24 protein-coding genes are annotated in these 21,562 nt (G+C 29.5%); 12 read left to right on the forward strand and 12 right to left on the reverse strand.

Features of this window, described 5'->3' with window-relative positions; genetic code table 11:
- Positions 1–64: 64 nt before the first annotated feature.
- From frr to ABNT14_RS01580, 7 genes are all read right to left on the reverse strand, one after another.
- Positions 65–619 carry a ribosome recycling factor gene (gene frr / locus ABNT14_RS01550; protein WP_101902529.1) on the reverse strand — a complete coding sequence of 185 codons (555 nt, stop codon included), beginning with the start codon at positions 617–619 and terminating at the stop codon, positions 65–67.
- Between the two features lie 48 nt (positions 620–667).
- Positions 668–1,378 carry a UMP kinase gene (gene pyrH / locus ABNT14_RS01555; RefSeq protein WP_101902530.1) on the reverse strand — a complete coding sequence of 237 codons (711 nt, stop codon included), beginning with the start codon at positions 1,376–1,378 and terminating at the stop codon, positions 668–670.
- 113 nt (positions 1,379–1,491) lie between these two features.
- Positions 1,492–2,460 (reverse strand): translation elongation factor Ts, encoded by a 969-nt coding sequence (tsf, locus tag ABNT14_RS01560; protein ID WP_101902531.1) that lies wholly within the window; start codon positions 2,458–2,460, stop codon positions 1,492–1,494.
- Between the two features lie 89 nt (positions 2,461–2,549).
- Entirely contained in the window at positions 2,550–3,323 is a 774-nt protein-coding gene (gene rpsB / locus ABNT14_RS01565) for a 30S ribosomal protein S2 (RefSeq protein WP_101902532.1), read from the reverse strand.
- Between the two features lie 162 nt (positions 3,324–3,485).
- On the reverse strand, positions 3,486–3,872 hold the full coding sequence (gene rpsI / locus ABNT14_RS01570) for a 30S ribosomal protein S9 (protein ID WP_101902533.1): 387 nt from the start codon (positions 3,870–3,872) through the stop codon (positions 3,486–3,488).
- Entirely contained in the window at positions 3,872–4,327 is a 456-nt protein-coding gene (gene rplM / locus ABNT14_RS01575; protein ID WP_101902534.1) for a 50S ribosomal protein L13, read from the reverse strand. Before rplM ends, rpsI begins: the two co-directional genes overlap by 1 nt.
- A gap of 171 nt (positions 4,328–4,498) precedes the next feature.
- Positions 4,499–5,347: an OmpA/MotB family protein gene (locus ABNT14_RS01580; protein ID WP_101902535.1), complete on the reverse strand. Its 849-nt coding sequence runs from the start codon at positions 5,345–5,347 to the stop codon at positions 4,499–4,501.
- A gap of 134 nt (positions 5,348–5,481) precedes the next feature.
- Here ABNT14_RS01580 and ABNT14_RS01585 point away from each other — a divergent pair, with 134 nt between their 5' ends.
- Positions 5,482–6,462, forward strand: coding sequence for an FAD:protein FMN transferase (locus ABNT14_RS01585; RefSeq protein ID WP_101902536.1), 981 nt, complete (start codon positions 5,482–5,484; stop codon positions 6,460–6,462).
- Here the strand turns inward: ABNT14_RS01585 and ABNT14_RS01590 are convergent.
- The 4 genes from ABNT14_RS01590 to ABNT14_RS01605 form a co-directional block, all read right to left on the reverse strand.
- Positions 6,459–7,241 carry a class I SAM-dependent methyltransferase gene (locus tag ABNT14_RS01590; RefSeq protein WP_101902537.1) on the reverse strand — a complete coding sequence of 261 codons (783 nt, stop codon included), beginning with the start codon at positions 7,239–7,241 and terminating at the stop codon, positions 6,459–6,461. The genes ABNT14_RS01585 and ABNT14_RS01590 overlap by 4 nt on opposite strands.
- A gap of 52 nt (positions 7,242–7,293) precedes the next feature.
- Complete coding sequence (gene map / locus ABNT14_RS01595; protein ID WP_101902538.1) at positions 7,294–8,097, reverse strand: type I methionyl aminopeptidase; 804 nt, start codon at positions 8,095–8,097, stop codon at positions 7,294–7,296.
- 86 nt (positions 8,098–8,183) lie between these two features.
- Positions 8,184–9,701: a 2,3-bisphosphoglycerate-independent phosphoglycerate mutase gene (gpmI, locus tag ABNT14_RS01600; protein WP_101902539.1), complete on the reverse strand. Its 1,518-nt coding sequence runs from the start codon at positions 9,699–9,701 to the stop codon at positions 8,184–8,186.
- 236 nt (positions 9,702–9,937) lie between these two features.
- Positions 9,938–10,711, reverse strand: coding sequence for a M48 family metalloprotease (locus tag ABNT14_RS01605; protein ID WP_101902540.1), 774 nt, complete (start codon positions 10,709–10,711; stop codon positions 9,938–9,940).
- A 113-nt stretch (positions 10,712–10,824) separates the two neighbouring features.
- On the opposite strand from ABNT14_RS01605, the gene ABNT14_RS01610 reads away from it, so the two are divergent.
- Together ABNT14_RS01610 and ABNT14_RS01615 are read left to right on the forward strand one after the other, a co-directional pair.
- A complete protein-coding gene (locus tag ABNT14_RS01610; RefSeq protein WP_101902541.1) occupies positions 10,825–12,573 on the forward strand; it encodes an aromatic amino acid hydroxylase in 1,749 nt (582 codons plus the stop codon).
- A gap of 8 nt (positions 12,574–12,581) precedes the next feature.
- Complete coding sequence (locus ABNT14_RS01615) at positions 12,582–12,896, forward strand: rhodanese-like domain-containing protein (RefSeq protein ID WP_232114830.1); 315 nt, start codon at positions 12,582–12,584, stop codon at positions 12,894–12,896.
- Positions 12,897–12,905: 9 nt separating this feature from the next.
- Here the strand turns inward: ABNT14_RS01615 and ABNT14_RS01620 are convergent, their stop codons facing one another.
- On the reverse strand, positions 12,906–13,856 hold the full coding sequence (locus tag ABNT14_RS01620; protein ID WP_101902542.1) for a GSCFA domain-containing protein: 951 nt from the start codon (positions 13,854–13,856) through the stop codon (positions 12,906–12,908).
- 70 nt (positions 13,857–13,926) lie between these two features.
- Between ABNT14_RS01620 and ABNT14_RS01625 the strand changes: the two genes are divergently transcribed.
- The 9 genes from ABNT14_RS01625 (at position 13,927) to ABNT14_RS01665 (ending at position 21,531) form a co-directional block, all read left to right on the forward strand.
- A complete protein-coding gene (locus tag ABNT14_RS01625) occupies positions 13,927–14,859 on the forward strand; it encodes a MerR family transcriptional regulator (protein WP_101902543.1) in 933 nt (310 codons plus the stop codon).
- 142 nt (positions 14,860–15,001) lie between these two features.
- Positions 15,002–16,465, forward strand: a complete 1,464-nt coding sequence (locus ABNT14_RS01630; protein ID WP_101902544.1) for a phytoene desaturase family protein — start codon at positions 15,002–15,004, stop codon at positions 16,463–16,465.
- A 2-nt stretch (positions 16,466–16,467) separates the two neighbouring features.
- Positions 16,468–17,310, forward strand: a complete 843-nt coding sequence (locus ABNT14_RS01635; protein WP_101902545.1) for a phytoene/squalene synthase family protein — start codon at positions 16,468–16,470, stop codon at positions 17,308–17,310.
- Positions 17,311–17,312: 2 nt separating this feature from the next.
- Positions 17,313–17,759 carry a sterol desaturase family protein gene (locus tag ABNT14_RS01640; RefSeq protein WP_101902546.1) on the forward strand — a complete coding sequence of 149 codons (447 nt, stop codon included), beginning with the start codon at positions 17,313–17,315 and terminating at the stop codon, positions 17,757–17,759.
- A gap of 23 nt (positions 17,760–17,782) precedes the next feature.
- Positions 17,783–18,478 carry a lycopene cyclase domain-containing protein gene (locus tag ABNT14_RS01645; protein WP_101902547.1) on the forward strand — a complete coding sequence of 232 codons (696 nt, stop codon included), beginning with the start codon at positions 17,783–17,785 and terminating at the stop codon, positions 18,476–18,478.
- 2 nt (positions 18,479–18,480) lie between these two features.
- Positions 18,481–18,954, forward strand: a complete 474-nt coding sequence (locus tag ABNT14_RS01650; RefSeq protein WP_101902548.1) for a TspO/MBR family protein — start codon at positions 18,481–18,483, stop codon at positions 18,952–18,954.
- Between the two features lie 4 nt (positions 18,955–18,958).
- Positions 18,959–19,612, forward strand: a complete 654-nt coding sequence (locus tag ABNT14_RS01655; protein WP_101902549.1) for a TetR family transcriptional regulator C-terminal domain-containing protein — start codon at positions 18,959–18,961, stop codon at positions 19,610–19,612.
- Positions 19,609–20,919 carry an ABC1 kinase family protein gene (locus tag ABNT14_RS01660; protein WP_101902550.1) on the forward strand — a complete coding sequence of 437 codons (1,311 nt, stop codon included), beginning with the start codon at positions 19,609–19,611 and terminating at the stop codon, positions 20,917–20,919. The genes ABNT14_RS01655 and ABNT14_RS01660 overlap by 4 nt, the downstream gene beginning before the upstream one ends.
- A 57-nt stretch (positions 20,920–20,976) precedes the next feature.
- A complete protein-coding gene (locus ABNT14_RS01665) occupies positions 20,977–21,531 on the forward strand; it encodes a flavin reductase family protein (RefSeq protein WP_251009889.1) in 555 nt (184 codons plus the stop codon).
- The last annotated feature ends 31 nt before the right edge of the window (positions 21,532–21,562 follow it).

Here is a 21,562-nt window from a genome sequence, read left to right on the forward strand (position 1 = left end):
GTAACAATTAAACGAAAAAAAAGAGTGTCATAACAGACACTCTTTAGATAAAATATGAAAGTAATTAAACAGTCATTATTTCTTTTTCTTTTACGGCTACTTTTTCTTCAATAACTTTACTAAAACTATCGGTTAATTTTTGAACACTTTCTTCTGATATTTTTTTAACATCATCAGAAACATCTGTTTTTTTAATATCGTTATTTGCATCTTTACGAGCATTACGAACACCTACTTTAGCGTGTTCAGCTTCGGCTTTACATTGTTTAGCTAATTCTTTACGACGCTCCTCAGTTAAAGCAGGAACGTTAATAATAATAACATCACCGTTGTTCATTGGGTTGAATCCTAAATTAGCATAAGTAATTGCTTTTTCAACTTCATGAAGCATATTTTTTTCCCAAGGCTGAATGGTAATTGTTCTTGCATCAGGAGTACTTACGTTTGCTATTTGACCTAAAGGAGTTGCTGAACCATAATAATCAACCTGTACATTTGCCAACATTGCAGGAGATGCTTTTCCTGCTCTAATAGTACGTAATTCTTTTTCTAAATGTGCAACTGCATTATTCATTGCCTCTTTGGCAGAATCTAAAATAAAATCAATTTCTTCGTTCATTTTGCTCGTATTTATTGCCCTATAAAAAATGTGAGGGATTCTTTTGATTTATTGGTTGTCAACGATTGTTCCTATTTGATCTCCAGAAACTAATTTAAGTAAGTTTCCTTTTTTATTCATGTCAAAAACAATAATAGGAAGTTTATTTTCTTCACTTAAAGTAAAGGCAGTCATGTCCATTACTTTTAATCCTTTTCTGATAACATCTTTAAAGCTGATACTTTCGTATTTTATGGCATTTTTATCCTTTTCAGGATCTACATTATAAATACCATCAACTCTAGTTCCTTTTAAAATGGCATCTGCATTTACTTCAATAGCTCTTAAAACAGCGGCAGTATCAGTAGTAAAATATGGATTTCCAGTACCTCCTCCAAAAATAACGACACGTCCTTTTTCTAAATGACGGTTTGCACGACGTTTAATATAAGGTTCTGCAATTTCTTTAATTTCGATAGCAGTTTGTAAACGAGTATGAATTCCTTCAGCCTCTAAAGCACTTTGCAAAGCTAAACCGTTAATACAGGTCGCTAACATTCCCATGTGGTCACCCTGAACTCTATCCATTCCTTGGCTAGCTCCAGCAACACCTCTAAAAATATTTCCACCACCAATAACAATGGCAATTTCAATGTTTTTAGCTATTACTTGTTTAATTTCTTGGGCGTATTCTTTAAGTCTTTTAGGATCAATACCATATTGAAGGTCGCCCATTAATGATTCACCGCTTAATTTTAAAAGGATTCTTTTATATTGCATAATCTTGTTGAAAGTTTTGCAAAACTACGCAATTTTTTTGAGTTTGAATTTTGATAAAAGAAAAAACCACCCAAAAAATGGATGGTTTTTAAATATTTTGTGATGTTTAAGAATTATCCTAAAGTAACTCTTACGAAGTTTTTAACTTCTACGTCACCAAAAGAAGAAACATATTCTGCAACAGTTTTCTTTTCGTCTTTAATAAACTTCTGATCTAATAAACATTGTTCTTGATCTAAAGTTGTGTTATCTGAAATAAATCTTTCCATTTTTCCTGGTAAAATTTTATCCCAAATTTGTTCTGGTTTCCCTTCTGATTTCAATTGTTCTTTAGCATCTTGCTCAGCTTGTGCTAAGGCAGCATCAGTTAATTGTAATCTAGAAACATATTGAGGAACGTTCTTTAAAGTTTTACCTAAACGCCCTAATTCAATATTATCTTTAGCAATAGCAGCAATTCTTGCTTCAGTTTCAGCCTCTACATAAGCAGCTTCAAAACCTTTGTAAGATAAAGAAATTGCTCCCATTGATGCAGCTTGCATTGCTAAATCTTTTGCTAAAACAGCAGCATTATCTGCAGGAGCAGATAAACCAACCATAGCAGCAATTTTACCAATATGAGTATAAGAACCTACGTATGGCGCTTCTAATCTTTCAAAAGAAGTAATATCGATTTTTTCACCGATAACACCTGTTTGTTCGATTAATTTTTCAGCAACAGTTACCCCACCAAAATCAGCAGCTAAAAATTCTTCTTTAGTATTTACCGTAAAAGCGATATCAACAAATTGCGAAGCTAAATCTTTAAAAGAATCATTTTTCGAAACGAAATCTGTTTCACATGCTAATACAATAGCAACACCGTAAGTATTGTCATCACTAATTTTAGTAATGGCTACACCTTCGGTAGAATCTCTATCGGCTCTTTTAGCAGCGATTTTTTGTCCTTTTTTACGTAAAACTTCAACAGCTTTATCAAAGTTTCCTTCTGCTTCTACTAATGCATTTTTACAATCCATCATACCAGCTCCGGTACTTTCTCTTAATTTTTTTACGTCTGCAGCGCTAATTTTTACTGACATATCTATTGTTATTTTTTAGTTGTTTTATACTTGTAAAAATAGTTAAAGGTTTCAAATTAATGAAACCTTTAACTGAAAATAAATTAAAATTATTTAGTTTCTTCTGTAGCTGGAGCTTCAGGAGTTACTTTTACAGCTTTTGCTTCTTCTTTAGCTGGAGCAGCTACTTTTTCTTTATCAGCTTTTCTTTCTGATAAACCTTCAGCAATAGCATCAGTTACATAAGATAAAACTTTATCGATAGATTTAGAAGCATCGTCATTTGCAGGAATTACAAAATCAACTGGTCTTGGATCAGAGTTTGTATCAACTAATGCAAAAATTGGAATGTTTAATTTTTGAGCTTCAGCAATTGCAATGTGTTCTTTTTTAACATCAATTACAAATACAGCTGCAGGTAAACGAGTCATATCAGAAATAGAACCTAAATTCTTTTCTAATTTAGCTCTCTGACGGTTAATTTGTAACTTTTCTCTTTTAGATAAAGCATCAAAAGAACCATCTTGCTTCATTCTATCAATAGTAGCCATTTTTTTAACAGCTTTACGAATAGTTACGAAGTTTGTTAACATACCACCTGGCCAACGCTCAGTAATAAAAGGCATGTTAATGTTTGTTGCTCTTTCAGCTACAATATCTTTCGCTTGCTTTTTAGTTGCAACGAATAATATTTTACGTCCAGAGTTTGCTATTTTTTGTAAAGCTGCAGCAGCTTCATCAATTTTAGCTGATGTTTTATACAAATCGATGATGTGAACACCGTTACGTTCTGTATAAATATATGGAGCCATGTTTGGGTTCCATTTTCTAGTTAAGTGACCGAAGTGTACGCCGCTTTCTAATAATTCTTGAATATTTGCCATTTTAATAAAATGTGTTTACGTTCTGTTTTCACAATATTTCAGTAGTTATAATTAAGTCTGAAATATTTAGATACTAAACTGTTAAAAATAAATTTATAAATAACAGTCTCTATATTGTAAATAAATAACAATGCCTTTGATAAAAGGCATTGAAAATAAATATTAACGCTTAGAGAACTGGAATTTCTTACGTGCTTTCTTCTGACCGAATTTCTTACGTTCAACCATTCTAGGGTCACGAGTTAATAAACCTTCTGGTTTTAATACTGCTTTGTGCTCTTCGTTAATAGCTACTAATGCTCTAGTAATTGCTAAACGAATTGCTTCTGCTTGACCTGTAATACCACCTCCGTAAACATTAACTTTAATGTCATAAGACTCTAAGTTCTCAGTTAACATTAAAGGTTGTTGGATTTTGTATTGTAAAGTTCCTGTTGTAAAGTAGTTTTTATACTCCTTTTTATTTACAGTAATGTTTCCTTTACCTTCTGAAAGATAAACACGAGCAACAGCTGTTTTTCTTCTACCTATTTTGTGTACAGTTTCCATTATTTAAGATCGTTAAGGTTAATAGCTTTTGGGTTTTGAGCTGTTTGTTGGTGCTCAGTACCTGCATAAGCATACAAGTTTTTGTATAAAGCGCTTCCTAATTTATTTTTAGGTAACATTCCTTTTACTGCTTTTTCGATTAATCTTGTAGGATCTTTTTCGAACATTTCAGTAGCAGTTAATGATCTTTGTCCACCTGGATAACCTGTGTGACGGATATAAGATTTATCAGTCCATTTCTTACCAGTTAAAACAATTTTTTCTGCGTTGATAATAACCACGTTATCTCCACAATCTACGTGAGGAGTATAATTTGGTTTGTACTTACCTCTAATTAGCATTGCTACTTTAGAAGCTAGACGACCCAACGTTTGCCCGTCCGCATCAACTAAAACCCACTCTTTGTTAACAGTGTTTTTGTTTGCTGATACTGTTTTGTAACTTAATGTGTTCATAATTACACGATTAGTTTTTGTTTATTAATATATAATTTTATCCTTAAAAAAGGTGTGCAAATATACGTCTAATTATTTTATTGACAAATAGCAGGTTAGTTTAATTTATTTTAAACAAAAAAAAACGTGCAACTGCACGTTTTTTTAATTTTTTATTAAAAAGAGTTTAAATTACTCTGCTTTTTGTTCTAACAATTCAAAAAATTGATTTAAACGAGGTAAAACAATAATTTTTGTTCTTCTGTTTTTAGCCTTATTTTCAGGGGTGTCATTTGCTACTAAAGGAATATAACTTCCTCTACCAGCAGCGATTAATCGTTCAGGGGCAACGCTGTATTTATTTTGTAGTTCACGGACAATTGATGTTGCACGTAAAACACTTAATCCCCAGTTATCTTTTAGTTTAGAGCCTTTAGAAACAGGTGTATTATCAGTATGTCCTTCAATCATTACATCCATTTCTGGTTGTCCATTTACAACCGTTGCTACTTTGGCTAATACTTTTGATGCTTTCTCAGAAATGGTATAACTTCCGCTTTTAAATAATAATTTATCAGAAATTGAAATAAAAACAACTGTTTTTTCTACGTTAATAGTAATGTCTTCATCGTCAATACCTTGTTGTAATTCTTTTTTTAAGTGAAAAGCAACAGCTAAATTTAAAGAATCTTTTTTAGAATTAGCAGCTCTAATTCTGTTTATATATTTATCTTTTTTACTTAATTGCGTTAAAGTTTCTTTAATATTATCATTAGCTCCTTTGGTTAAAACAGTTAAGTTTTCAACTTGTTTTAATGAGTTTTGCTTGTCTTGTTTTAAATCACCTACTGAAGATTTTAAGGTATTTACCTTGTCTTGACAGCTTTCTTTTTCAACTAAACATTTTGTTAAGTTTGCTTTGACTGCTAATAATTCGTTTTTTGTCTTTTGATGTTTTGTTTTTAAAGCATTTAATTCTTTTGATGAAACACAAGATGCTAATAAAAAAGAAGCGGTCATTATTAAAAATATTCTTTTCATTTTAGGCTGTTTTTAAGTGATGAATTAATTTTTAAGTAAACAAGTGCAAATTTATGAAAATCACTTCATAAAAAAATAGAATTAACAATCTTTTATGAACTGATAATAAATTATTTTTGCCATAAATTTTTAAAATGATTCATAAATTAACTTACATAGTATCTTTTTTTATACTTTTTCTTTCTTGCACACAAAAAAAAGAATCATCAAAAAATAAGTTACAAGGCTTTGTTTTTGGTACAACGTATCATATTACTTATTTTGAAAATGAAAATAAAGCTAATTATCAAAAATCAATAGATAGTTTATTTAGTTTAGTTAATAATTCATTATCTACGTATTTACCAACTTCGGATATTTCAAAGATAAATAAAGGTGATACTACCGTAGTTGTTCATGATATGTTTATTGAAGTTTTTGCAAAAGCGAAAAAAATATATAAAGAAACAGATGGCTATTTTGACCCTACAATTGGTAAATTAATTAATGCTTACGGATTTGGGTCGGGTAAGGAGCGTAAAAATTTATCATCCGAAGAAATTAAAAAATTGATGGTTGGTGTTGGTTTTAATAAAGTGAAACTTAAAAATAACAAAGTTTATCGTGAGTCAAATCAGATTGAATTTAACGTAAATGCTTTTGCAAAAGGATACGGTGTTGATGTTATTGGTCGGTTTTTAGAAACTAAAAACATCCATAATTATTTGATTGAAATAGGTGGAGAAATTAGAGCAAGAGGAAAAAAGAATGATAAATTATGGAAAGTTGCCATAGAAAAACCAAATATTGATGGAACACGCTCACTTCAAAAAATAATTTCTTTAGATAATGAATCAATGGCTACTTCTGGTAATTATCGAAAATTTAAACTAAATGAAAATGGTAAAAAAATTGTACATACTATTAATGCTAAAACAGGTTTAGCTAATGAAAGTAATTTATTAAGTGTTTCAGTGCGATTAAAAGGCGATTGTGCCGATGTAGATGCTTATGCAACAGCTTTTTTAGCTATGGGATTAGAAAAAACTAAAGCATTTTTACAAAAACATCCTGAGTTAAAAGTTGTCCTATTATATAATGACAAAAACAATGAATTGAAAGAATTTGAAAATTAACTCTTAAAACATACAGGTAAAATTTCGCCTTTCATCAATGCAAATCGTGCTAGTTTTTCTGGTGCGATTTTTTTTGTAAAATCAACTTCATCAACTTTAAAACCTATGGAGCGAAGTTTATCAAAATAATCACGACCGTAAACACGTACATGGTCGTATTGTCCGAATATTTTTGTGCGTTCCTTTTCATCGGTAATTGAATCATCTTCAAAAGTTTTTTCTCTTGATAAATCTTGTGGAATCTGAAAAATACCAAATCCGCCAACTTTTAGCACTCTGTATAATTCTTGCATTGCTTTTGTATCATCAGAAATATGTTCTAAAACATGATTACAAAAAACAACATCAAATTCATTGTCTTTAAAAGGTAAATCGCAAATATCGGCTTTTACATCAGCAATTGGCGATTCTAAATCAGAAGTAATATAATCTAAGTTTTTTTGTTTTCTGAAGATATCTAAAAAGCATTGTTCAGGTGCAATATGAAGTACTTTTAATTTTTTATCCGAAGAATTATTTGAAGATAAAAAATTTGTTTCATTTTGTAAATACAACCATAATAAACGATGTCTTTCTAATGATAGGGTAGAAGGCGAAAGTGCATTTTCTCTTTGGATTCCATATCCGTAAGGCAAAAATTTACGGAATGATTTTCCATCAATTGGGTCGGTAAATACATCACCTTTTAACCACCACGCAATTACTGGGCGTACCAAATAACTAGCTTTAATTAATAAAGGTCGTGGAATGGTGTTTAATATGGATTTGAATATTTTCAACTAGTAATAAATTAAAAAAATCAGCCTTTATTTAAAGGCTGATTTATATTTTTTATGCTCTAAATTCGTCTTCTTCGTTAGTTTCAATACCTAAAGCTTCGTGCACATATTTAAAGGTAGAAAGTAATTCTGGTTTACCATTAACAATAGCAACATCATGTTCAAAATGAGCCGAAGGTTTACCATCTAAAGTAGTAATTGTCCAACCATCATCATGTTGTAAAATCTTGTGAGTTCCTAGGTTTGTCATCGGTTCAATGGCAACAACCATACCTTCAACAAACTTTTTACCACGACCTCTTTGACCGTAATTTGGCATTTCTGGGTCTTCGTGCATTACACGACCTAAACCATGACCAACCAATTCACGAACTACTCCGTAACCATGTTTTTCAGTAAAGTTTTGAATAGCAAAACCAACATCGCCAACACGATTTCCTACTTTTAATTCACGAATACCAACATACAAACTTTCTCTAGTTACGTCTAGTAGTTTTTGAGTTTCGGCAGCAATTTCACCAACAGCAAATGTGTAAGCATGATCACCGTAAAAACCATTTTTAATCGAACCACAATCAATCGAAATAATATCACCTTCAATTAAAGGAGTTTTGTTAGGGATTCCGTGTACAACTTGTGAGTTAGGACTCATACAAAGGGTGTTCGGGAAATCATATAATCCTAAAAAACCAGGAATTGCACCTTGCTCGCGAATAAATTCTTCGGCAAGTTTATCTAAATATAAAGTAGAAACACCAGGTTTTACTTCTTTAGCTAACATCCCTAAAGTTTTTGATACGACTAATGCGCTTTCACGCATGATTTCTATTTCTTCTCTAGTTTTTCTTTTGATCATCTTAAAAATATTGAACGGCAAATTTACGCTTATTTATGGTTTTTTTTTGATTTTAAAAGTATAAATACTTAGCTCTTTTAAATCGTTTATAGCAATGAATCTTGTGTCATTTCTTTGGGTTGTGGCACGTTCATTAAGTGTAAAATAGTGGGGGCAATATCGCCTAAAACACCATCTTTTATGGTTTTTAATTCTTTATCAACTAAAACCATTGGTACAGGGTTTGTGGTGTGAGCAGTATGAGGAGAACCGTCAGGATTCATCATTGTTTCACAATTACCGTGGTCGGCAATTACAATAGTTGTATAATCGTTTTCTAAAGCTGTTGTAATTACATCTTTTACACAATTATCAACCGTTTCACAAGCTTTTACTGCTGCTTCAAAAACACCTGTATGACCAACCATATCGCCATTTGCAAAGTTTAAACATACAAAATCAACAGCTCCTTCTTTTAATTCAGGAACAATTGCATCACGAATTTCGTAAGCACTCATTTCTGGTTGTAAATCGTATGTTGCTACTTTTGGCGATGGACACAATAAACGTTTTTCACCTTTAAATTCTTGTTCTCTTCCTCCAGAAAAGAAAAATGTTACGTGTGGATATTTCTCCGTTTCAGCAATTCTAATTTGAGTTTTACCTGCGTTTTCTAAAACTTCGCCTAAGGTATTTTCAATATTATTACTGTTGTAAATTACTTTAATATCTTTAAAAGTTTCATCATAATTTGTCATGGTAACAAAGTATAATGGTAATTTTTTGGTATTAAGTTCAGGAAAATCTTTTTGATTCAGAATTTCGGTTAATTCACGACCTCTATCTGTTCTAAAGTTAAAAAAGATAACAACATCATCTTCTTTAATCGTTGTTTTAGGTTGATTTTTTTCATCAACCATAATAATAGGTTTTACAAATTCATCCGTAATATTTTCATCATAGTTTTCTTGAATACTTTTGGTAGCATCAGTAGAAATTTCTCCTTTTCCGTTAACTAAAGCATCGTAAGCTAATTGCACTCTTTCCCAACGATTATCTCTATCCATAGCAAAGTAACGACCTGTAATTGTTGCCAATTTACCTGTTGTTTTTTGCATATGCTTTTCAATATCATTGATAAAATATTTCCCTGATTTAGGGTCACAATCTCTACCATCAGTAAAAGCGTGTAGAAAAACATCCGATAAACCAAAATCAGCGGCAGCACTAAGTAATCCTTTTGCATGATTTATATGAGAATGAATTCCTCCATTAGAAACCAACCCTAAAAAGTGCACATTTTTATTGTTTTTCTTGGCGTAATCAAAAGCATTTAATAATTCAGTTTCTTGCGCTAACGTACCTTCATCAACAGCTTTGTTGATTTTTGCAAGATTCTGATATACAATTCTACCAGCACCTAAATTCATGTGTCCAACTTCCGAATTTCCCATTTGTCCTTCAGGTAATCCAACATGATTTCCATCGGTACGCAATTCTGCGTGTGGAAATTTATCGTATAACGAATTTATAAATGGAGTTTTGGCATTGTATATGGCAGATACTTTAGGGTCTTGAGTAATTCCCCAGCCATCAAGTATCATTAAAATTACTTTTTTGTTCATTTTTATTGAATTGGACGGTAAAAATAAGAAACATTTTATCGTTTTATAAAAAATAAACAAATGGATTATTTGCTATAAAATTTTTTAGAAGCAATTTCCCGCTTTCCGCACTCGCTTTTTTTTGAAGAAAAATCAAAAAAAGAGCTCAAACAAATGCTTCAATCGGGGCTAGGGTTTTGTACTAAAAAAATGCTTTCAGAAATCATCTAAAAGCATTTTGAGTTATTTTTTAATATTTATTTACGATACTTACGAATAGCACTTTTAATTTTTTCGATTCTATTTTCAGGGTCGGGGTGAGTACTTTGAAATTCTGGAGTTCTGTTAGGTCCTGCAGCAGCTTTTAAAATTTGCATTACACCGATTAAACTTTCAGGGTTATAACCAGCATCAAGCATTAATTTAACGCCAATTTCGTCACTTTCTAATTCGTCACCTCTACCATATTTCATGTTAATAACATTTGCAATTCCTGCCATTCCCTGCGCAGTACTTGGGTCAAAACCAACAGAAGCACCTGAAAGTAAACCTTGAGTTAAATCTTGTTTTGCCATACGAGCTGCCGAATGTCGCCCGATAACGTGTCCAATTTCATGACCTAAAACGCCTGCTAATTGGTCTTTATTTTTTAATTTATTGAATAATGCAAACGTTATAAAAACTTGTCCGCCAGGTAAAGCAAAAGCGTTAATAGTTCTATCATCTCTTAATAAATGAAATTCAAAAGGATATCCAGATTCTCTAGCAATACTATTATCTACTAATTCTTTACCAATTTTATCTACTAATAATTGAGCGTTATTATTCGGATGTAAACCACCGTGTTGTTGTGCCATTTGTGGTGCGCTACTTAAACCGATAGCAATTTCTTGTTTTGGAGAAATAGAAATATGTTGTTTTTTACCTGTATAAGGATTTATTTCTGCACTAGAACAGTATTTAAATAAAGCAAAAAGTGCAATAGCAGCACCAATTAATAGTTTAACTTTTGCACTTCCGCGATTTCTCATAATTTATTTTAATTTTTTTGATTAAAGTAAAGATACAAAATATATAATTTAATAAATATCGATTTTAATCAACTATAAAAAACTTAAATTTACAACGTAAAATATATAATAATATGAATTCTCATTTCGAGTTAAATGAAGTAACTAAAAAGTTACCAAAGCACTTACATAAATTTATTGTAAAACAACCATACAACGAATATACCGCCCAAAATCAAGCGGTTTGGCGATATGTAATGCGTATGAATATTGATTATTTAGGTAAAGTTGCTCATTCATCATATTTAAAAGGATTAGAAAAAACAGGAATATCAATAAATAACATTCCTTATATGGAAGGAATGAATCGTATTTTAAAAGAAATCGGTTGGTCGGCAGTTTCTGTTGATGGATTTATTCCTCCAAATGCTTTTATGGAATTTCAAGCATATAATGTATTGGTAATAGCTTCGGATATTCGTACTATAAATCATATTGAATATACACCAGCACCAGATATTATTCATGAAGCAGCAGGACACGCTCCAATTATTGCAAATCCTGAATATTCAGAATATTTACGACGTTTTGGTGAAATAGGTTCAAAAGCAATTTCATCATCAAAAGATTATGAAATGTATGAAGCAATTCGATTATTATCAATTTTAAAAGAAGATCCTAATGCGACTAAAAAATCAATAGATGAAGCACAAGAAAAGGTAACGTTGTTACAGGATAATATGGGCGAATTATCTGAAATGGCACAAATAAGAAATTTGCATTGGTGGACAGTTGAATATGGTTTAATCGGAACTACTGAAAATCCGAAAATATACGGCGCAGGTTTATTATCATCCATAGGAGAAAGTAAATGGTGTATGAAATCGGAAGTTAAAAAAGTTCTGTATTCAGTTGCCGCAGCTACTCAAAATTTTGATATTACAAAACCACAACCTCAGTTATTTGTTACGCCAAATTTTGCGTATTTAAGTTTAGTTTTAGATGAATTTGCTAATACAATGGCACTTAGAACAGGAGGTTTAAAAGGCGTTGAAAAGTTAATCAATTCTAAAAATTTAGGAACTGTTGAATTAAGTACAGGAATTCAAATATCAGGGATTTTCACCAATGTTATTGAAGATGAAAAAGGTAAAATCGCCTACATACAAACAACAGGAAATACTGCTTTATCAAACAGAGATAAAGAATTAATTGGTCACGGAATTAGTTATCATGCTGAAGGTTTTGGAAGTCCTGTAGGAAAGTTAAAAGGAATTAATTTGCCTATTGAAGATATGAGTCCACGTGATTTAAAAGCCTACGGAATTTATGAAGGCGAAATAATAAATCTAGAATTTGAAAGTGGTGTAGTTGTTGCTGGTAAAATAATTACAGGAACACGCGATTTAAGAGGTAAAATTTTAATAGTGTCTTTAAAAGATTGTACAGTTACTTATAAGGAACAAATTTTATTTGAACCATCATGGGGAATTTACGATATGGCAATAGGAAAAGAATTAGTTTCGGCATATTCAGGATCTGCAGATGTTGTTTCTTTTGATGATATAGGGAAAGTATCTGAAACAAAAACACATAAAATTAAATATTCAGAAGCTGATAATAAATTATATCAAATGTATGCTGATGTTAGAAAATATAGAGAAGAAGATACTATTACTGAAAAACTGATTGAAACTATTTTAAAGATACTAAAAAGTGAATATCCAAAGGATTGGTTATTAGTTTTAGAGTTATACGAATTGGCTTTTAAGAATGATTTTTCGATAAAAATCACCTTAAAAAAATATTTAGAAAGTTTAAAAAGTAACAAGGGTTACAAAGCATTAATAGAAAACGGATTATATTTGTTGTCTGAGAAATAATACAACAAATGGGATTATTTAATTTATTTAGAAAAAAAAACATGGGCGAAAAAATACAAGAATATTTAGGTAACCAAGCAATTATTTTAGATGTAAGAACTTTAGAAGAATGGAATGAAGGTCACTCAGAAGGAGCAAAACACATTGTTTTAACAACAATTTCAGCAAGGTTTGCAGAAATTAAAGAATGGAAAAAACCTGTAATCGCAGTTTGTAGAAGTGGTGCTAGAAGTGGTCAGGCAACTGATTTTTTAGTAGCACAAGGAATTGACGTAATTAACGGAGGTCCTTGGCAAAATGTAGATCAGTATTTAACAAAATAAGTACTGTTTTTAAAATATAATAAAAGGAAATGCTTTTTGAAGTGTTTCCTTTTTTTGTGCTATATTTTTTAAAAACTTCTGATGCGCTTCCGATGTTGGGTTAAAAGAACTATGTGCCAATCCTTTTTGAATTATTTCAACTTCTCTCATCGTTTTTTTGGTGTTTTCAGAAATCCAAACTTCTATGAATTTTTCCCAAATATAATTGATTGCTGTATTATTTGGATGAATCATATCTTCAGCATAAAAACGATAATCACGTAATTCATCCATCATAATTTCATAAGAAGGAAAATAATAAGTGTTATTTTTAGCATCAATAATTTGATGAATTGCGCTTAATAAATGCGCTTTACTTTGTTGATTTTCAATAAAACCATCTTTTATGTGACGCACTGGCGAAACTGTGAAAATAATTGAAATATCAGGATTAACAGATTTTGTTAAAGCAATAATAGCATCTAAACTTTCAGTAACTTCATCAATAGTTAAAATTTCTTTTAAAAAATTTTTCTGCGGAATTTTATGGCAATTCGCTACAATAGCATCCGAAGAAATTTTACGATAAACCCATGAAGTACCAAGTGTAATTATTAGATGACTCACATTTTTTAAATGCTCAAATGTTGCCGTATTTGCAGTGTTTAAATTATTTAAAACTTCTTTTTTATCCGAAGAACTTAAACTAGAATGTGCATCAAAACAATGCCAAGATTCATTGTGTAAAAAAACAGCTTCTTCTGTGTGTTTTTTTTGATTAATAGCATCCGTAATTAATTTTTCAATAGCTTTTGGATGAAATAAAATTCCGAAAGGATTTTGTTCTGATTGAAATTTATAAAATGATAATTTATTTCCGATGTTTTCAGAAAAACAAGAACCTAATAAAAGTAACTTTGAGTTGTAGTTAATTAAATGATGAGGTTGTTTTTTTAAAGGTATTTGTGTTTGAAGTTTCATTTTATAAAAATAATGTGCTTCAAAAATAACTATAAAATGGTCAAATTAGTGAGAGTTTTTATTAAATTGAATGAAAAATGTATCTTTGTTTAATAAAAAAGATAATAAATTGAACAATATTAAAAAATCATTTACAATAAAAGACCTTGAAAATATTTCAGGAATTAAAGCACATACTATTCGTATTTGGGAAAAGCGATATAATTTATTATCGCCAGAAAGAACAGATACTAATATTAGATATTACTCTTCAGAAAATTTATTGAAATTGTTAAATGTTGTTTTGTTAAATAAAAACAATTACAAAATATCTAAAATTTCACAAATGTCTGATAAAGATATTTTGCTAGTAGCAAGAGAATTAGCTTTTAAAAATGCCATAAATGATGAAGCTATAAACTCTTTAAAAATGGCAATGTTTCAGTTTGATAAAGTTTTATTTAATAATACTTATAATCAATTATTGAATAAAAAAACATTTAGAGGAATTTTTAAAGATGTTTTTGTGCCTTTTTTAAATCATATCGGTTTATTGTGGCAAACAGATACATTGCTACATGCACACGAACATTTTATATCGAATTTAATAGCTCAAAAAATTCAAATTAGCACTGAAAAATTGGAATATTCAATAATAGATTCAGATGTTATTTATGTGTTGTTTTTACCCGAAAATGAAGTTCATGAATTAGGATTGATGTATTTAAATTATGAACTAGTTTTAAGAGGAAATAAAACCATATATTTAGGACAGAGTTTACCTTTAAGTAACTTGAATTATTTTTTTGAAAGTGATACCGAAGTTCGATTTATTACATCATTAACCGTTCAGCCTTATGATGATAAAATAATGGATTACTTTCAAGAAATAGAGATAGCTTTAAAAGGTAAAAAACATCAATTTATTGCTGTAGGTAATAAAACATCAAAAGTAAAAGAAGTTAATTTTGAAGCAAATATTTCTCTTTATAATTCTGTTATAGAACTTTTAAAAGTGTTGTAAATTTTTTTGATGTATTTTATTTTGTTTAATTATATCTTGTTTTTGTTAAACAAAAATTGTAGATTTGATCAGCTTCAATTATTTTATCTGTTAAGTATCTTAAAATAAGAGAATTATTAATTTTTATAAAATAGACATACCATTGAAAAAAACAATACATATAATAGGGTCAGGTTTTTCATCATTATCAGCTTCTTGTTATTTAGCGAAAGCAGGATACGATGTTGTAATTTTAGAAAAAAATGAAACAGTAGGAGGTAGAGCTCGTCAATTAATAAAAGATGGATTTACTTTTGATATTGGTCCAACATGGTATTGGATGCCCGATGTTTTTGAAAAATTTTTTGCAGATTTCGGTAAAAAACCTTCCGATTATTATGAATTAGAAAAGTTAGACCCAGCATATCAAGTTTATTTTGATACCGCAGATTCTATAACAATACCAGGTAGCGTTCAAGAGATTTATGAAATTTTTGAAGCAGAAGAAAAAGGTAGTTCTGTTCATTTAAAAGCGTTTTTAAAATCGGCAGCCTATAATTATGATGTTTCTATAAACGATTTAGTATATAACCCAGGGGTTTCGCCTTTAGAATTGATAACGCCTGTTACCATTGGAAAAATAACACAGTTTTTTTCATCAATAAGAAAAGAAGTCCGCAGAAAAATAAAAAGTAAAAAGTTAATTCAAATTTTAGAATTTCCTGTTTTATTTTTAGGTGCAAAACCAAGTAATACTCCCGCTTTTTATAATTTTATGAATTATGCCGATTTTGTTTTAGGAACTTGGCATCCGAAAGGAGGAATGTATAAAGTTATTGAAGCAATGATAACGTTGGCTAAAGATTTAGGAGTAACTTTTAAAACTGAAGCAAATGTTGAAGAAATTAAACTTAATCAATTAGGTGAAGCTACTGGTTTAGTTGTGAATGGTGATTTTATTACTTCGGATATTATTTTAAGCGGTGCTGATTATCATCACACAGAAACATTATTACCTCAAAAATACAGACAGTATTCTGAAAAATATTGGGATAAAAAAGTTTTTGCACCTTCATCATTATTATTTTATGTTGGTTTTGATAAAAAATTAAAAAATGTGTGTCATCATACCTTATTTTTTGATACCGATTTTGATACGCATGCAAAAACTATTTACGATACCCCAAGTTGGCCAAAAGACCCGATGTTTTACGCAAGTTTCCCTTCAATAACAGAAGGTTCTTTTGCGCCAATTAATAAAGAAGCTGCTACTTTTTTAATTCCCATAGCACCCGGTATTGAAGATACTCCAGAGCTTAGAGAAAAGTATTTTAATTTAATTATTAGTAGATTAGAGAAATTAACACAGCAATCTGTAAAAGAAAGTGTTATATTTAAAGAAAGTTTTTGTGTAAAGGATTTTGTGAAAGATTACAACTCGTATAAAGGTAATGCCTACGGATTAGCAAATATTTTAACACAAACAGCTTTTTTAAGACCAAAAATAAAAAGTAAAAAAGTAAAGAATTTATTTTTTACAGGACAATTAACGGTTCCAGGACCGGGGGTACCACCGTCATTAATTTCGGGTAAAATAGCTTCAGATTTAATTTTAAAACACCATTAAAAATGAAACAATTATTTGATGAGGTTTCTTACGATTGTAGTAAGTTAGTTACTCAAAAATACAGCACTTCTTTTTCTTTAGCCACTAGAATGTTATCACCTAGCATACGTGCCGAAATTTATAATATTTATGGTTTTGTCCGTTTTGCAGATGAAATTGTAGATTCTTTTCATCAATATAATAAAGAAGATTTATTAATCAGGTTTGAAAATGAGTATTATTTGTCAAAAAAAGCAGGTATTAGTTTAAACCCTATTTTAAATTCATTTGTACAAACTGTTGAAAAATATAAAATTACTGATGATTTAATTCAAGCTTTTTTAAAAAGCATGAAAGCCGATTTACATCAAACTGAATATACAACAGAACAGCAGTATAAACAATATATTTATGGCTCTGCCGATGTGGTAGGCTTAATGTGTTTACGAGTTTTTGTAAATGGAGATGAACAGAAATATCATCAATTAAAAGAACCCGCAATGCGTTTAGGGTCAGCTTTTCAAAAGGTTAATTTTTTAAGAGATTTAAAAGATGATTTTGAACTTTTGAATCGTTCTTATTTTCCGAATATCAATCTTAAAGAATTAAATCAAACATCTAAAGAAATTATTATTAAAGATATTGAAGCTGATTTTGAGTATGCTTATCAAAATGGAATATTAAAATTACCTGTAGAAGCTAAATTTGGCGTTTATATGGCATATCGATATTATAAAAAATTATTAAAAAAGTTAAAAGCAACGCCATCATCAAAAATTATGGATACAAGAATTCGAGTTTCTGATGTTATGAAAATTAATTTATTAGCAAGAAGTTACGTAAAATACAAACTAAATCTTATTTAAAAATGCTATTTATACTTATAACATTACTCACTTTTGTAACTATGGAAGCTGTTACTTGGTGTACCCATAAATATATAATGCACGGTTTTGGATGGTATTTACATGAAGACCATCATCAACCTGGTTACCCGCACGTATTTGAAAAAAATGATGCTTTTTTTGTGGTTTTTGCTATACCGAGTATGTTGCTTTTTTACTTCGGATTTCATCCAGAATTAAATTATTTATTCTTTATAGGATTAGGAATTTTATGCTACGGATTAGCCTATTTTTTAATTCACGATGTTTTAATTCACAGACGCTTCAATTGGTTTAAAAACACGAATAATCAATATTTAAAAGGATTACGAAAGGCACATAAAATACATCACAAACATTTAGGAAAACCAGATGGTGAGTGTTTCGGAATGCTGTTTGTTCCGTTTAAATATTTCAAGAAAAGACAATAAAAATAATTAAAACAATTGAAATAATGAGTGAGTACTTGTATCTGATATTAAATTTAGGAAGTTTAAGTATTCCTTTAGGTTATAGTATTTTTGAGAAGAAATTTCATTTTATACAGTACCTTAAAATTGCTCTAATCAGTATTTTGTTAGTAGCTTTTCCTTTTGTCATTTGGGATGTGTTTTTTACAAAAATGGGCATTTGGGGTTTTAATTCCGATTATTATTTAGGAATAAAATTACTTGAAATGCCTATTGAAGAATGGCTATTTTTCTTTTGTATTCCTTATGCTTGTTTGTTTACGCATGAGGTTTTAAAATATTTATATCCTCAATTTAAGTTATCTAAATCGATAACTGTTTTATTTAGTTTTTTATTGATTTTGATAGCATTTATACTATTGATTTTCAATTTTGGAAAATGGTACACAACTGTAAATTTCAGTGCTTTTTTAGTATTAATGTTCTTCGGATTAAAAAATAACTTAAAAGCTTTACAGGAATATTATCCGAGTTTTTTGGTTGTTTTAGTTCCTTTTTTAGTAGTAAACGGAATTTTAACAGGAAGTTTTATTGATGCTCCTGTGGTTTGGTATAACAATGCAGAAAATTTGAATTTTAGAATTTTTACAATTCCTTTTGAAGATGTTTTTTATGCTTTTACGTTATTGTTTTCAGTACAATTGATATTTAATTACTTTAAAAAAATATATAAAATTTAAAAATGAAACAAAATAAATACATACGATTTTTACTGTTTTTAGTAGTTAATTTTTTAGCATTAGCAATTGGTGTTGTATTGATGGAAGATGGTCCAAAAACAGATTGGTATTTATCATTAAATAAAGCACCTTGGACACCTGCAGGATGGGTTTTTGGAACAGCTTGGACTACAATTATGTTGTTATTTGCTTTTTATATGACAAAATTGAGTTTTAATTTTCCTTTTTTAGATAAAAAACTGACAATACTTTTTAGTGTTCAGTGGATTTTAAACGTAGGTTGGAATTACTTTTTTTTCAATCAACATTTAACTCTTATCGGATTAGTAATTATTACTTTATTATGGTTGTTAATCGGTTATTTTACTTTTAAAAATTTAAAAGAATTAAAAGGGATTACATTATTTATACTTCCATATTTAATATGGATGACTATTGCAACAAGTTTAAACGCCTACATCGTATTTTATAATTAAAATTATGGGAAATCAAGAAATTATTACAGAAGATAAAATTATAGAATTGTACATGGACACGGTTTTAATTTCAGGAAAACCAGCCTCTATTTACGCTTTTGCTCAAAAAAATGAGTTTGAAGAGTCTGAATTTTACAAATATTTTTCAAGTTTTGAAAATTTAGAAAAATCAATATTTGGAGTTTTTGCAAAAGAAACAATTCATTTGTTACATAAAACAGAAGCGTATAAAGATTATACATCAAAAGATAAATTATTAAGTTTTTATTTTACTTTTTTTGAATTATTAACAGCAAACAGGTCGTATGTTTTATTACAATTTCAGCATATAAAATCAGATTTTTCAAAACTATCAGTTTTAAAAGAATTACGTTCAGAATTTCTAAAGTATGTTAGTAACATTGAATTAGAAAAAATTGATTTTAAGAATGAAAAAATCAATAAAATTCAAGATAAAACAATAACAGAAACCTATTGGGTACAGTTATTAATGATTCTGAAATTTTGGATTGATGATGAATCTTCAAACTTCGAAAAAACCGATGTTTTTATTGAGAAATCAATCAAAGCTGCTTTTGATATTCAGCAAATAACTCCCGTAAAAAGCGTTATTGATTTAGCGAAATTTTTATGGAAAGAAAAAGGAACTTCAGTATGAAAAGATTAGATAAAATACCGACATCAAAAATAGAAAGAACAACTAAATTAGTAACAACAGGACTAAAATTAGGTGTAAACTATGCAAAGTATTACGGAAATAAAATCACAAAATCGGAAGAAGAAGCAAGAGAGCAATTAAATGAAGACAATGCAACCGATATTTATGACGGTTTAAAAGAATTAAAAGGTTCGGCATTAAAAGTAGCCCAAATGCTAAGCATGGAAAAAAATTTACTGCCAAATGCTTATGTTGAAAAATTCTCGTTATCACAATTTTCTGTTCCGCCACTTTCAGGACCTTTAGTCGTTAAAACTTTTAAAAAATATTTCAACAAAACACCTGAAGATGTTTTTGATACGTTTACAGCAGAATCTGTAAATGCAGCAAGTATCGGGCAGGTTCACAGAGCTACGATAGGCGAAAAAGTATTGGCTGTTAAAATTCAATATCCAGGTGTTGCTAATAGTATTTCTACGGATTTAGCATTGGTAAAACCGATTGCGATGAAAATGTTCAACATAAGAGGCGAAGGTTCTGATGAATATTTTAAAGAAGTTGAAAATAAATTATTAGAAGAAACAAATTACGTTTTGGAATTAGCACAGAGTAACGAAATAGCGAATGCTTGTGCACATATTCCAAATTTAAAATTCCCGAAATATTATGAAGAATATTCTACGGATAGAATTTTAACAATGGACTGGATGGATGGAATTCATTTGTCGCAATTTACATCAAAAGGATATGATGAACAAACGGCAAATAAATTAGGACAAGCTTTATGGGATTTTTATATGTATCAAATGCATACTATAAAAAAAGTTCATGCCGACCCGCATCCAGGTAATTTTTTAGTATCCAAAGAAAACGATTTAATTGTTATCGATTTTGGATGTATGAAAGAAGTGCCAATGGCTTTTTATACGCCATATTTCGAGTTAGCTAAACGAGAAAATATTGAAAATCCTGCTTTTTTTGAAAGTAAATTATATGAATTAGAAATTTTAAGAAAAGATGATTCCGAAGAAGAAAAAGTCTTTTTTAAAGAATTGTTTTATGAAATGTTGTATTTATTTACATCACCTTTTCAGCAAGAATCTTTTGATTTTTCTGATGGTGTTTTCTTTGGTAAAATAGCCGATTTAGGACAAAAATATGCAAAAAGTACTGAGCTTAAAAAAATGAACGGTAACAGAGGTTCAAAACATTTTATTTATATCAATAGAACATTTTTTGGTTTGTATAATTTAATGCATGATTTAAAATCGACTCATATAAAAATTAATAATTATAAGAATTTATAAATGCATTTATCAAGAAAAGCTATAGATGATATGAATCATCTGTATAAAATAAATTTAATGAACAGTATTTCTGGTTATAAACCAGCAAATTTAATTGCTACAAAATCGGAAGATGGGATTAGTAATGTAGCTGTTTTTAGTTCAGTAGTTCATTATGGTTCTAGTCCTGCAATTTTAGGATTCGTTTTGCGTCCTACAACCGTAGCTAGAAATACCTATGATAACATTAAAAAAACTGGTTTTTATACTATAAATGCTATTAATGAAGTAATTATTGAAGATGCTCATCATACATCAGCAAAGTATCCGTCAGGAGTTTCGGAGTTTGATAAAACCGATTTAACTGAAATTTATAAAGATGATTTTTTTGCACCTTATGTAGCACAATCACCTATAAAAATAGGAATGAAATTTTTAGAAGAACATCATATAAAAGCAAACGGAACTATTTTAATTTTAGGTGAAGTAACCGATTTATATTTTAAAGAATCAATGCTTTCTGAGGATGGTTTTTTAAATTTATCCGAAGAAAAAATTGCATCAATTAATGGTTTAGATACGTATATGGTTGCAAAAGAATATAAAAGATTATCATATCAAAGACCAAAGTAACACAATGTAAAATAATGTAAAACATCAATAA

The organism is Tenacibaculum dicentrarchi, from assembly GCF_964036635.1.
Lineage (GTDB): Bacteria > Bacteroidota > Bacteroidia > Flavobacteriales > Flavobacteriaceae > Polaribacter > Polaribacter dicentrarchi.

Coding starts and splice junctions, on each gene's coding strand:
- frr (WP_101902529.1), bottom strand. CDS start 619: ATGAACGAAGAAATTGATTTTATTTTAGATTCTGCCAAAGAGGCAATG.
- pyrH (WP_101902530.1), bottom strand. CDS start 1,378: ATGCAATATAAAAGAATCCTTTTAAAATTAAGCGGTGAATCATTAATG.
- tsf (WP_101902531.1), bottom strand. CDS start 2,460: ATGTCAGTAAAAATTAGCGCTGCAGACGTAAAAAAATTAAGAGAAAGT.
- rpsB (WP_101902532.1), bottom strand. CDS start 3,323: ATGGCAAATATTCAAGAATTATTAGAAAGCGGCGTACACTTCGGTCAC.
- rpsI (WP_101902533.1), bottom strand. CDS start 3,872: ATGGAAACTGTACACAAAATAGGTAGAAGAAAAACAGCTGTTGCTCGT.
- rplM (WP_101902534.1), bottom strand. CDS start 4,327: ATGAACACATTAAGTTACAAAACAGTATCAGCAAACAAAAACACTGTT.
- ABNT14_RS01580 (WP_101902535.1), bottom strand. CDS start 5,347: ATGAAAAGAATATTTTTAATAATGACCGCTTCTTTTTTATTAGCATCT.
- ABNT14_RS01585 (WP_101902536.1), top strand. CDS start 5,482: ATGATTCATAAATTAACTTACATAGTATCTTTTTTTATACTTTTTCTT.
- map (WP_101902538.1), bottom strand. CDS start 8,097: ATGATCAAAAGAAAAACTAGAGAAGAAATAGAAATCATGCGTGAAAGC.
- gpmI (WP_101902539.1), bottom strand. CDS start 9,701: ATGAACAAAAAAGTAATTTTAATGATACTTGATGGCTGGGGAATTACT.
- ABNT14_RS01605 (WP_101902540.1), bottom strand. CDS start 10,711: ATGAGAAATCGCGGAAGTGCAAAAGTTAAACTATTAATTGGTGCTGCT.
- ABNT14_RS01610 (WP_101902541.1), top strand. CDS start 10,825: ATGAATTCTCATTTCGAGTTAAATGAAGTAACTAAAAAGTTACCAAAG.
- ABNT14_RS01615 (WP_232114830.1), top strand. CDS start 12,582: ATGGGATTATTTAATTTATTTAGAAAAAAAAACATGGGCGAAAAAATA.
- ABNT14_RS01620 (WP_101902542.1), bottom strand. CDS start 13,856: ATGAAACTTCAAACACAAATACCTTTAAAAAAACAACCTCATCATTTA.
- ABNT14_RS01625 (WP_101902543.1), top strand. CDS start 13,927: ATGAAAAATGTATCTTTGTTTAATAAAAAAGATAATAAATTGAACAAT.
- ABNT14_RS01635 (WP_101902545.1), top strand. CDS start 16,468: ATGAAACAATTATTTGATGAGGTTTCTTACGATTGTAGTAAGTTAGTT.
- ABNT14_RS01640 (WP_101902546.1), top strand. CDS start 17,313: ATGCTATTTATACTTATAACATTACTCACTTTTGTAACTATGGAAGCT.
- ABNT14_RS01645 (WP_101902547.1), top strand. CDS start 17,783: ATGAGTGAGTACTTGTATCTGATATTAAATTTAGGAAGTTTAAGTATT.
- ABNT14_RS01650 (WP_101902548.1), top strand. CDS start 18,481: ATGAAACAAAATAAATACATACGATTTTTACTGTTTTTAGTAGTTAAT.
- ABNT14_RS01655 (WP_101902549.1), top strand. CDS start 18,959: ATGGGAAATCAAGAAATTATTACAGAAGATAAAATTATAGAATTGTAC.
- ABNT14_RS01660 (WP_101902550.1), top strand. CDS start 19,609: ATGAAAAGATTAGATAAAATACCGACATCAAAAATAGAAAGAACAACT.
- ABNT14_RS01665 (WP_251009889.1), top strand. CDS start 20,977: ATGAACAGTATTTCTGGTTATAAACCAGCAAATTTAATTGCTACAAAA.